Origin of the sequence: Streptomyces sp. NPDC005799, assembly GCF_040630525.1 — a bacterium.
GTDB classification, from domain to species: domain Bacteria; phylum Actinomycetota; class Actinomycetes; order Streptomycetales; family Streptomycetaceae; genus Streptomyces; species Streptomyces griseorubiginosus_B.
This window is the reverse complement of the sequence record NZ_JBEXXQ010000104.1, coordinates 1-11,407: the sequence shown is the minus strand read 5'-3', so window position 1 is coordinate 11,407 and position 11,407 is coordinate 1. Positions and strand designations below refer to the sequence as shown.

The window sequence follows — 11,407 nt, the reverse complement described above, 5'->3', positions numbered from 1 at the left end:
TCCGGGAAAGAGGACACGGGCCGACCATCAGCCCACTACACTCACCGAAACCGCCCCTGAACAGGGAAAACGTCAAAGTGCTGCTGGAGTACTAGCGGCGAGACGAAGAGCATCGGGAGGGGTCAGCAGAACTGGCGCCGCCCTTCCTTGGCGTTACCGGTGCAGTTGGCCCCACTTCTCCGGCCTGGCGCGGCTCCAGGACAAACCGGGCACACCTGCTTCCGGTCAGGACTGGCCCCGTCGCTGAACAGGGCGAACGGCTTCCCGTGGGGCCGATTCAAGCCGGAACCGAACACTTACGTGGGACCGAGTCGGACCGATTCCGGTGGGGCCAGTGGCACCGATAATGCCACTTCCTCGCATGGGGTTGGCGCCGCTCAGATCGGCGATGTACACGTCGGCGTCCATAGCCTCCTGGAACATCGAGCGGTGAATCGTCCCCATGGACGTTTTCTCTTTCTCGATGACCAGGTGGCTATCGCAGTCCAAGCTCTCGCTCAACAGGCGGGCGACGGGCTCCAGGAGCTGGCGGCGGATCTCTGCGACGTCCGTCCAGCGTGCGCGGGTGCCCATCGAGGTCCCGGGCATCGCCACGAAGATCCGGACGGTTCGAAAGGGTTCGCCCGACGCCGATGGAGCCTCTGGTTCCCTCACTTCACCTGCCGGTTCTACCGGCACCGTCCCAGGGGAGGTCTGCTGAGCGGAACTGTGGAGGAGTTGGAGGGCACTCCACCGGTCACGCCAGGCCTCAACGCGCGGATCCCGCAGCGGGACGGGCCGGTGGTTGGTGTCAGTGAAGCCGAGAAGCGTGCACACCAGAGCGAGTAGCAGGTCCAGCCGCGGAAGGCGCTTGCCGTTGAGGACCTCACTGACAGTCGACGGGGGAAGCGGCCGGTCTGCTGGGGCGTATCGCTCAATCTCGCGCAGCGCGGGGTTACCCTGCCTGATCCGCAGAGCCCTCAGATCCGCGGCAAGTTCCGCCAACCCTTGTTGCTCGTCCATTCACTCACCCCCGGCGCCTGCGAGTAGAAGTGCCCCAAGCCGTCCGACTGCGTTCGCCGACATCCGGCGTCCGGGACGCTGCGGGACCGTTCGACAGTCAGAGCATTCCCGCTGCCAGCCGCTTCACTGGCGGCATGGCTGAGAAACCACACATCACGGGCCGCTCAAAGCGTCCCGCCCGGCAGCAAGGCGAGCCCGCCACCCTCGCTGAACGCACGCTGGACTTCATCGCCTTGCTGGGTCTCCTTGCAGCGGTCACCACCGTCTTCATCCTGGCCGGCCCGCAAGCGTTCGCCGCTGTCACCTCCGCTGGCACGGGGTTGTTCGCCGCCTGGCGCGGTCACCGGCGCCGGGACTGAGACAGCGCGAAGGGCTCCGCTCCCCCAGAGCGCGCACGGAGTGCCACCTGCGGACCAGGAAGGCGGTGCCCGTGCTGGCGGCCACCTCGGGGAGCGGCGTCTTTCCATGATCGATCACGCATTCAATGTCGGCTTACGTGGCCGGGCGGTGTCCAAGGCCGGTCGGATGTACTCCTCCCCTTCTTGCACGTTCGAGTCGGAGGGAGCGGCGCCGCGTCACCGCGCGGAGCGCTTGGGACCTGATGGAAGCGGAGGGAGGAAGGCGTCGAGGACGGCATTGAGGAAGTCGCTGCGGTTCGGGAAGAGGTAGGAGTCGCAGAACGCGTCGTAGACGGCGAGTTCGCGTCCGGAGGGACGGAACGACTGCTGGGTGCGGCTCTTGGTTCGTCCACGCTCCACTCGACGGTTCGGGACGTCTCCGAAGAGGCCGTCCTCGTCGAGGTCCTCCTCGGCGAGGGGTTGCTGCTGGCGCCGGACGTCTTCTCGCAGTTGCTGGAACAGGTCGTGCCTTTTGGCATGGAGAAAGGCCCGGCGGACGACGACGGCGTTGGTGGGTTCGTGGCCGGTGGCCAGTTTCTGGGTCGTCTGGTACTGCTCGAACCGTCTGCGCACCTCCGTATCGACCATGATCAGGCATGGGAAGGGGTCCTGGGAGTCGGCACGGGAGTGTGCGGCGGGTGCCGGGTTGTGCGGCGCAGCAGGCCTGGGGGGCTGCTGGGGTGGCGCCATGTCGGGCAGGGCGGCGCCAGCCGGCCGATGGTCCGCTGCAGCGGCATCGATTGGGCTTGCCGGACGTGCGGGAGGTGCAGGGCGCCGGGCAGCGGGGGCAAATGCTGCCGCAGCAGCCTGAGGAAGGGCGAAACCGTCGAGGCTCCCGTCGTCCTCGGGCAGGCCTCCGCTTCTGGTGTTGTCGCTCGCGGTCGTTTTGCTCATGCTGCATCTCCTGCATGGTGGTGTCCGGCGTCGAGATTGGCTTTGGCCTGGAGGACTTCCATCGCGAGTGACTTGTAGTCGCCCGCCAGGGCCTTGATGGAGCGGTGCAGGGCGGGATCGAGGTCTTTCAGGCCGACGAGTTCCTGGGGGACCTTGCCTCGGGATCTGCAGGCGACGGCGGCGGACTCGACGTGTCGGATGCACTGGTCAAAAACCGGTGCGTTGCCTTTGAGGTCGGCGGCGAGTTGGTCCTTGATGTTGGACTGCACCTTGGTGGCAGTGGAGTTCGTACCGAAGACGGCGACGCCGAGGAGCCGTAGCGCCGGGTTGAGGGCGATGGCGCGGGCGAAGCGCCGCGCTACGGTACGGAGTCCCTTTCGAGAGGAGGGATCACTGCGGGAGGGAATGAGGACCATGTCTCCGGCGACGAGTGCCTGCAACTGCAGGGGTTCACTTCCGGGCGCGACGTCCAGGATGATCACGTCGTAGAGATGGCGTACTGCGTCGAGGGCGGAGGCATACATCCCCATCCAGGCGGTCTGGTCCTCCGGGGTGTTGGTGAACCTGGCCGCGCGTCGCTGGCAGTACAGCTCCTCGATGATGTCTTCGAGTGCGGCACCACCTGGAATCACATACAGGTTGGGGCGGGCCTCGCCGGTCGGTGTGAGGGGTTTGCCATCCAGGATGGCGGCTGCTTGGGCCTGTCCTCCGTCGTCGAGGTCGCTGCCGGTGAATCCGAGGTCCTCGCCGTTGTTGCCCTGTTCGTCCATCTCCATGAGAAGGACGCGGAGTCCGAGCTTGGAGAGGGCGACGGCCAGAGCGGCAGAGAGGCTGCTCTTGCCGACTCCCCCCTTGCCGTTGACGATGACGAAGATCTTGGAGGCGTGGAGGCCCTCGGCCATCAGATGCAGTCTGCGCTGCAGAGCAGTCTTGACTCTGCTGAGGTCGACGATGCCGAGTCCTTGGAAAGCCCGGTTCACACACCTCACCTCTCATCTCATAGCGAACATAATGTGATTATCGATGCTAAAGTTGCATACGTGCTCGCCCAGTGAGACACGCAGGCGGCCGACGAAGAGCGCAGGCATATTCCCCTGCTCAGGCCTGAAGACCAGCCCGAAACGGAGCCTTGCAGGTCACAGCGCACCTGGCACGCCATATAGGACGGCTCATAGCATCGCTGCGGAGACGGAAGGGAAACGTCTACGAGGCTCGTCGGCCACTGCGTCTACAGGACCCACGGACGATGCGCTGCAGCGCATGAGACTCCCCAATTGGGGAGCCGAGCGCCACAGCCTGCCCTCGCGGGAAAAGGGGCCGCTGGCGGTGCCGAGAGCAGGCATCACGTGAGCCTCTACGTGGCTTCATCGGGATTCCTCCGTGGATACCCCCGCCTTCAGGCGGGGGAGGAAACGGACTCCTGCGGAGCAGGGCAGGGACAGCCGATGCGCCGCCAGGGCGGATCGGCATTCACCGCCAACCACCCGCAGGCAAGAGGTAGTTTGTATTGCGCCCGGTCGGCGATAACCAAGCCGACCAGGCCTACCGCCGGGCTGGCGGGATGTCAGGTCTGTGGAGCCGGCGTAAGACTGCTGGGCGTACCAACGTCCCCTGCCGCTAGTTCGGGGCAGCTGCTGTCCGAGAAGCAGAAAACTCAACCCGCGAGGGAAGAACCTCCCTGCTTCAGCTGGGGGAGAAGTCAACCGGCCACAAGGGCGGCCGCAGCCTCATACGCCAGTTGAGCCTCGGGAGTAGCGGCCGCCGGGCACCCTGTCGTCCGCTCGATCTTCCTCAGTTCACGGACCACGGCCGCCACATAGGTCCTGAGACTGACGATCCGGGTCGCCGTGGTGCAGTCGGGGAGAACTGTGGCGACCTCATCGAGCCAGTCGGTGACGTCCGCACCATCATCCAAGCCGGCTCTGTGCTCGACCAGCCGCCGTGCGACCGGCACAAGAAGGTCATGGCGGCGGACCGCCTCATCCGCTATTCGACGCGCCTCGGCCTCACGGAGCGCCGTCTGCCGCTCCGCCTCGAGCACAGCTTCTGGTGTGCGGCGCACAGAACCGTCAACACCCCGGGAAGCGTCAGTCAGTGCCGCAGCGCGGAGACGAGTCGCCTTGTTGTACGCGGCGCTAGCGGTCCGCACGGCCAGGGCCGGCACCAGTTGGGTCCACTCGGCTTTCGCTTCCCGGGCATCTTCGATCGCCCTGGCCTGATGGATGTCCGCCTGTTCGCGGACGTATTCCCACAGCTTCACGCGCGTGATGGCAGCCACACGGCGGGCCTCTGCACTCCGTAGTGCACCAGCGTGGGCTTCGAGGTGGAGGAGAGCACCGTACAGCTCTTCGTCCGCAGGCATCCGGCTCAGCGATTCGTCTTCTGCGTCCTCGTGCAGCTGGCGCAGCATCCCGACGAGTGCGGCGGTGTCGAGAGGCCCGATCAGGGTGCGCGGTTTGAGCAGGGGCTTCTTCACATCCGGCTTGCGAGAAGTACGTGCTGCCATCCCTCGAGTGTGCCGCCTGGTGCTGATTCACAGAATGTGAATCCACGTATTGTGTCCGTCTCGACACGACTCCCCAATGGGGGAGGGATGCGCGACGATGTGCCGGAGCACCGGTACTTGTCGTACGTCGGCCCTTCGACCTTCGGATGGCCACCGAAGTTGCACGACAACTGTCGGGAGATTCGCACCGTACTTGTCGTAGGCGGGCGGACCCGCCCCCATGGCTACTGGCCGCAGCAACTGGGCGAGTTGTTCGTCGAGATCGACATGCCGGTCGCGTCCACAGTCTTGATCCAATCGACTGTCGCGCGGATCTTCCCCAAGTGGTCTTCCGACACCTTGGTCTGGGTGTCGGTGACTCGTGCCCCCGCAGCTTCGGCACCGTCCTACGGGTGAGGGTGGGCGGTGAGCCAGTCTTGGAGGTGCTGCAGGCCGTCAGGGGTGGAGTGGCCAGCCTGTTCGGCCAGCTGCCAGCTGTTCTTGCGGGGCACCGGGGCGAGTAGCCCGCGCACATGGTCCCGCATGCGGCGGCGGAGCTCTGCGAGGGACAGGACGGGTGGTACGGGAGCCAGTCCGCGTACCCGTACACCGCCGGTCCAGTCGGCGGCGCCGAGCTGGCCCAGGCTGGCGCCCATTACGCGGGTCCCGGAGGGGCCGACGGGCTGGGGGGCGGTGTCCTGCCGGTACTGGGTGGTGTCCCAGTGGTAAGGGGGCAGGGCCACGGGGGGTGTTTGCGCGGCGTACCAGCGGCTGAAATCGATCCTGCCGCCGGCGGCGAAGAAACGGCCCGCGCTGCGGATCAGTTCCGTGTGTTCGTCCTGGCCGCGTCGCAGGGATGCCACCGCGTATCCGTCGAGTCCGTGTGCGGCCAGTGTCTCGCCGACGGCTGCGGACAGTACCGGGTGCGGGCTGATCTCGACGAAGACGCTTCGTTCGCGTTCGGCGACCGTGCGGACGGTCTCGGTGAAGCGGACGGGCCGGCGGAGGTTGTCGATCCAGTAGGCGGCGATCAGTTCGGGTCCGCCGACGAGTCGGCCGGTGACCGTGGAGACCATGTGGCAGCTGGTGTCGGCCGGGGTGAGGCCGTTGAGGAGGTTGCCCAGGTCGTCGCGTAAGGAGTCCATGTCGGGTGAGTGGGAGGCGACGTTGACCTTCACCCTTCGGCACAGGACGTCGTGTGCGCGCAGTTGTTCCTCCAGGGCGGTCAGCGCCGTGTCGCTGCCGGCGACGACCGTGGTGGTCGGTGATTTCTCCGCGGCGACGCAGACGGTGTCGGCGTAGGGGGCGATGGCCTGTCGTGTCCGCTGGCGCATCACAGCCGACAAGGTGGTTCTCACCACCGGCCACCCCCACCACATCGCCGGCAGGGCCGACCGCGACCTGCTCGACTTCGCGTCCCGCCACCGCGGCACCCGCTACCTGCGCGGCGCGTCCGCCGCCGACATGGAGCTCGACGAACTCACCGTCGGAACCCCGGTGGGCATCCTCGGACTCGGACTGACGTTCTACGACGTCGCCGCGGAACTGACCGTCGGCCGGGGCGGACACTTCGTGCAGCGCTCCGACGGCAGCCTGGAGTACGCGCCTTCTGGCCACGAGCCGCACATCGTCGCCGGCTCGCGCAGCGGCCTGCCCATGCTGGCCCGCGGGCGCAACCAGAAGGACGCCTACTACCGCTACCAGCCGGTGTTCTTCACCTCCGAGGCCCTCGCCGACCTGCGCCGGGCGAACCGCTCGGCGACGGGCGACGGCCAGTTACGTTTCCGTTCGCAGGTCCTGCCGCTGATGCTCCGCGAGGTCGAGCACGTCTACTACACCACCCACGTGCGCCGACGCGACGGCGAACGCGCGGCACAGGTCTTCGCGAACTGGCACCGCTCCGCGGCCGGAGAGCCCGAGAGCACGGCGCCCCTCCTGAAGGAGGCTGGCCTCGCCGACCTGCCCGCGATCGACCTGGAGACCATGGCCCGCCCCTTCACAGGCCAGACCTTCACCAGCCCGGGCGCCTTCCACGAACGGCTGACCTCGCTGCTGCGCGACGACGCCCGCCAGGCCGAACAGGGAAACCTCGACAACCCGCTCAAGGCCGCCCTGGACATCCTGCGCGACATCCGCGGAGTGGTGCGCGACGCGGTGGAATTCTCCAGCCTGCACCCCGACTCGCACCGCGACGAGTTCCTCGGCTGGTTCAACCCCATCAACACCATGGTGTCCGCCGGCCCTCCGGCCGTGCGGGTCTCCCAGGCGATCGCCCTCATCGAGGCCGGCGTCCTGACCGTGGTCGGCCCCAGCCTACGCATCGGGACCAACGAGGACACCGGCTGCTTCACCCTCCAGTCGCCGCAGGTCACCGGGTCGTACCAGGAGACCGAGATCCTCATCGACGCCCGAATTCCGCGCGCCGACGCCCGCATCGACGCCTCCCCCCTGATGCGCCAGCTCATCAACGACGGTCTGGCATCCGTGCACGTCAACATCAACGCAAGAGACGGCGCCCGCTTCGCCACGGGCGCGCTGGCCGTGACCGAGAAGCCCTACCGCCTGGTCGACGCGACCGGCCGGCCCTCGCGAGGCCTGTACGCGCTGGGCATCCCGACCGAGGACCTGCGCTGGTTCACCCAGATCGGCAACGGACGGCCCGACGCCATGGTCGGCTTCCACACCGACGCCGACGCCATCGCCGCAGACGTCCTCGGCCACAAGCCCCCCATCGGCGCGCACCCCGTCCGGCACTCGCTGCCGACCACCGCGCTGTCCCGGCCCATCGCCGCCGACCTCTGACCTGACGGCCCCACCCCACAAGGAGCACCGCCGTGACAGGCCACAACCCCGCCGCCACCGAGGAATTCCGCGCGGCACGCGACCTCCTGCTCTCCCTGCGCACCGACCACGACGCCGCCGTCGCCCGCTTCACCTGGCCACGCCCCACCTACTTCAACTGGGCCCTCGACTGGTTCGACCAAATCGCCCGCGGCAACGACCGTGTCGCCGTGAAGATCATCGGACCTGACCGCCGGTCCGAATCCGTCACCTACGCGCAGTTATCCGAGCGCTCGGCCCGCGTCGCCAACTGGCTGCGCCGCCTCGGGGTCCGCCCCGGTGAACGCCTCCTGCTCATGCTCGACAACCAGGTCGCCGTCTGGGAGGCACTGCTCGCGGCGATGAAGGTCGGCGCAGTCGTCACCCCGACCTACACCACCGTTTCGCAGGCCGACCTCCACGACCGACTCACCCGCGGCGAGGTGGCGCACATCATCACGGCCGACCACCTCACCGGCGCCTTCGCCGCCGCACCGGCCCACCTCACCCGCATCGCCGTCGGGTCCGACACCGCCGGATGGACGCCGTACCGCGAGGCCTACACCGAGTCCCCCAACTTCCGCCCCGACCGGCTCACCCATGCCGACGACCCGCTGTTCGTCTACTTCACCTCCGGCACCACATCCCGGCCCAAGATGGTCTCCCACACCCACAGCAGCTACCCCATCGGCCACCTGACCGGCATGTACTGGAACGGCCTCGTCCCGGGCGACGTCCATGTCAACATCTCCGCCCCCGGCTGGGCCAAGCACGCCTGGTCGAGCTTCTTCGGCCCCTTCAACGCCGAGGCGAGCGTCCTGTCGGTCAACCTCCCCGCCAGCGGCGACCCGACGCTCCTCCTGGACATCCTCCGTGAGGAACATGCCACCAGCCTGTGCGCCCCGCCCACCGCATGGCGCACCCTCCTCCGGCACGACCTGGCCGAACGCCGGAGAGGTTGCCTGGGCCTCCGGGAGCTCGCTTGGGGGTGGGACGCCATCTGCGCCGACGCCGCGATGGAATGCGCGACCTCCATCGTGTCTACCGGCGGTAGAATCGGCGCTATGAGCAAGCCAACGAGCATCAAAACCAGCGAGGAAGTGCGCGACCGGCTGCGCATCCTCGCGGAGGAGCGCGGCACCACCATCACGGAGCTGCTGGAGGACCTCGCCACCCGGGAGCTCACGGCGGCCGAGCGGGAGCAGCGTGCTGTTGAGGCTGCCCGCGAGCTCGGCATCGAGTACACCGAGCAGGTCCAGCAGACCGGCCAGGACGCCTGGGCGAAGATCCGCGCCCATCAGGGCGGCGCCGCGGCATGAACCTGACGGCCGTCCTGGACCACACCGCTCTGGCCGCCCTGTACCGTGCGGATCCCTTCTTCACCGGCCTCTACATCGAGGCCTCGCGTGGCACCGGCCGGGTCATCGTTCCGTCGCTGTCCGTGCTGGCCGCCGAACGGAAGGTCGCCGGTGCCGGCAAGCATGCGGCGTCCCTGCGGTTCGCGGAGAACGTGCCGTTCACCGCGGCGCACGCGGTGGATGCGATGGACTGGAGAAGCGTCGACTGGCCGGTGGTGCATGCGGCAGCGATCGCCTGGCAGGCGGTGAAGGCCGGGGAACCGCTCACTGTCCTTTCGCTGGAACCCGAGCTGTATGCGGGCACCGGCATCACTCCGCTGAACCCGACCTGACCCTTCGGCCCGTCTATGATCAGCGGGTCGGTGTAAAGCTCCGCGAGCGCCGCTCAGCTGGCCGCGGCCGCCGCCCGCCCGGGCAGCGTCGACGTTCCGCTCCGTCACGCTGGCTATCGCTGCGTCGACCAACTCGGCGGTGAACACTCTCCTCAAGATGCCGATCCGCACCCGTTCCCTAGCATTGCTCTGCCCTTCCCCTCAAGGTCAACGGCGTTTTGTGCTCTAGAGATACGGGCGCGCGGGTCGGTAGCTCCTCAGCCCTGGCGGGCTTGCGGTGCCCCGCCGGGGTCGTCGTTCGCCATGGGCGCGAGCGAGTCCGTCGGGGCCTTCAACACAGGAAGCGTGGCTGAGACCGGGAGAGGGTTACTGCAACATACGTGCACCTAATCCGTCGGCGCACCGCATCGTCGTGGCGGACTTTCGGTGGTGCAGGTCGAATGGGTGGGAGGGGGCACAGGTCGGGTTAAAGCAACTGCATTGGCCTTGGCCAGCGCCTGGACCCCGCTGGCCCCACCACTTACCGGTGCGAATCCGTTTCGTTGTGCATCAATCCGTGCGCGCCGCAAGGCGGCGGGACGGTGGATACAGCAGAGGTTCATGGCTGGACAACGCAGCAGGGGAGTGGTCCGTACTCCCTGCGGACCGAAGTGGGGCGCGGCCCGGGGGCTCGGATTTGTTTCAGTGACGAGGGCTGAGTACGGCGATGCGAGCGTGACCTTGGCGTCCGCTGATCGAATCGCCTTGGCACCCCCAGGAGGACACGTCAACGGCGACCGCTGCTGACACAAGTAAGAGAACGCACCGATCATTAGCCACTTGACCTGAATAAACACCCACTCAACCAAGATCGACCGAACTGGCAGGCAGTTCCCCCGGCCGCATAAAGCGATCCGCGGACCTGACTACACAGATCCCTCAATCGTGTCACGCAGTTCCAAGAAACGCACACCACGACCTCATGAACTGGGGCAGCGACCGAGCGATCTGCCACAACGACTCAACGATCTGGGTATCACGATCCTGCAGCCGTACCAGATTGACGTGACGTACATGAGTCCAGCCCGAGTCCAGCCCGGAGCAGCCGTCGCGCAGCAGCTCGATCCCGTGCTCGGGAAGCAAGCGACAGGGCCCACAGGCGTGGTTGATTGACTTCTTGCTCATGTACGTTAGGTTCATCTGGTCGGCCTCACAGCCGTACCTGGTGAACCATCCATCAATCCCCTTGCACGGAGGATCTGTTGGGAGCACTACGCCGACTGGTTGACGCCGAAACTGGCGAGCCGGTCCCGTACGCGCCGTACGCCTTCTCCGGCAGGCATACGCAGGTCGACAAGGCCCGTGTCGAGGCCATCACCGAATCCAAGGCGTTCACGCCCAGCCAGAAGTTCCTCGTCCTATGGTGGATCGGAGTCTCACCGGAAGGAATGGAACCGCTGAGAGCCACCGGAGCGGACATCGCCAAACGGGTGGGGATGTCTAGCGACGCTGTCGGAAAGATCAACCGGAAGTTGGTCAAGCACCGCATCCTGATCGTTCGAGGACGCATCGGCAACTACAACTTCTACCGGATCAGCCCATACATCGCCTTCCACGGGACGGGCATCGAGCAGCGTGAAGCGGTGAAGACGTGCAACCCGCCGGACATCCCCGGTTTCAACGAGAACGCGCCTGCGCGGTGGGAGGCCCAGTGATGAGCAGCGACGACAAGCAGAAGAACCTCGAACTGCTTGAAAAGACGGCCGGCATGACCGCCAACCAGCGCCTCGTCGTCATGCTGTACGCCCTCCACCCCACCGATCGCTCCGGGGCGGTTCTCGAGACTGCTGCCAACCTGGCCAAGCTCGTTGGCATGGCTGCCCCCGTCTTCTCCCGCACACGCAAGCAGGTCATCGAAGCCGGCTGGCTGGAAGAGACCGAGAGGATCGGACACATCAAGTACTACCGTCTCGAACCCAAGCGCATGGGCGAAAACGTCGTCGTACCGCTCCGACGCGCTACTTGACGTTCTGCGGGCCGCTCCTCATGTACGTCACGTACATGAGGGGCGGGGCGCCCAAAACCCCCCCAGGGATGCCCCCGCGCGCCCCCCCCAACGCCACGGGGCCGGTTGAGAGG

10 protein-coding genes and 1 pseudogene are annotated in these 11,407 nt (G+C 66.8%); 6 read left to right on the top strand and 5 right to left on the bottom strand.

The features are described 5' to 3' along the window. Positions 1 to 225: 225 nt before the first annotated feature. On the bottom strand, positions 226 to 1,002 hold the full coding sequence (locus tag ABZ453_RS48790) for a hypothetical protein (protein ID WP_359026214.1): 777 nt from the start codon (positions 1,000 to 1,002) through the stop codon (positions 226 to 228). Between the two features lie 134 nt (positions 1,003 to 1,136). Here ABZ453_RS48790 and ABZ453_RS48785 point away from each other — a divergent pair, with 134 nt between their 5' ends. Continuing rightward, on the top strand, positions 1,137 to 1,361 hold the full coding sequence (locus ABZ453_RS48785) for a hypothetical protein (protein WP_359026212.1): 225 nt from the start codon (positions 1,137 to 1,139) through the stop codon (positions 1,359 to 1,361). A 216-nt stretch (positions 1,362 to 1,577) separates the two neighbouring features. Here the strand turns inward: ABZ453_RS48785 and ABZ453_RS48780 are convergent, their stop codons facing one another. The 4 genes and pseudogenes from ABZ453_RS48780 to ABZ453_RS48765 form a co-directional block, all read right to left on the bottom strand. Continuing rightward, positions 1,578 to 1,988: a hypothetical protein gene (locus tag ABZ453_RS48780; RefSeq protein WP_359026210.1), complete on the bottom strand. Its 411-nt coding sequence runs from the start codon at positions 1,986 to 1,988 to the stop codon at positions 1,578 to 1,580. Positions 1,989 to 2,290: 302 nt separating this feature from the next. Further along, positions 2,291 to 3,274: a ParA family protein gene (locus tag ABZ453_RS48775; protein WP_359026208.1), complete on the bottom strand. Its 984-nt coding sequence runs from the start codon at positions 3,272 to 3,274 to the stop codon at positions 2,291 to 2,293. Between the two features lie 719 nt (positions 3,275 to 3,993). After that, a complete protein-coding gene (locus ABZ453_RS48770) occupies positions 3,994 to 4,800 on the bottom strand; it encodes a hypothetical protein (RefSeq protein WP_359026206.1) in 807 nt (268 codons plus the stop codon). Positions 4,801 to 5,612: 812 nt separating this feature from the next. Beyond that, positions 5,613 to 6,113, bottom strand: a pseudogene (locus tag ABZ453_RS48765) (acyltransferase domain-containing protein); the annotation flags it as partial. Positions 6,114 to 6,126: 13 nt separating this feature from the next. Here ABZ453_RS48765 and ABZ453_RS48760 point away from each other — a divergent pair. The 5 genes from ABZ453_RS48760 to ABZ453_RS48740 all read left to right on the top strand — a co-directional run bounded on the left by ABZ453_RS48760 (position 6,127) and on the right by ABZ453_RS48740 (position 11,294). Then, on the top strand, positions 6,127 to 7,581 hold the full coding sequence (locus tag ABZ453_RS48760; RefSeq protein WP_359026204.1) for an FAD-binding protein: 1,455 nt from the start codon (positions 6,127 to 6,129) through the stop codon (positions 7,579 to 7,581). A gap of 32 nt (positions 7,582 to 7,613) precedes the next feature. Beyond that, positions 7,614 to 8,918, top strand: a complete 1,305-nt coding sequence (locus tag ABZ453_RS48755) for an AMP-binding protein (protein ID WP_359026202.1) — start codon at positions 7,614 to 7,616, stop codon at positions 8,916 to 8,918. Next, the gene (locus ABZ453_RS48750) at positions 8,915 to 9,289 is read left to right on the top strand and encodes a PIN domain-containing protein (protein WP_359026200.1); all 375 of its coding nucleotides are present in this window, start codon (positions 8,915 to 8,917) and stop codon (positions 9,287 to 9,289) included. Before ABZ453_RS48755 ends, ABZ453_RS48750 begins: the two co-directional genes overlap by 4 nt. Before the next feature lie 1,241 nt (positions 9,290 to 10,530). Continuing rightward, the gene (locus tag ABZ453_RS48745) at positions 10,531 to 10,983 is read left to right on the top strand and encodes a MarR family transcriptional regulator (protein WP_359026198.1); all 453 of its coding nucleotides are present in this window, start codon (positions 10,531 to 10,533) and stop codon (positions 10,981 to 10,983) included. Further along, positions 10,983 to 11,294, top strand: coding sequence for a replication initiation protein, RepL2 (locus tag ABZ453_RS48740; protein ID WP_359026196.1), 312 nt, complete (start codon positions 10,983 to 10,985; stop codon positions 11,292 to 11,294). The genes ABZ453_RS48745 and ABZ453_RS48740 overlap by 1 nt, the downstream gene beginning before the upstream one ends. Positions 11,295 to 11,407 lie beyond the last annotated feature (113 nt).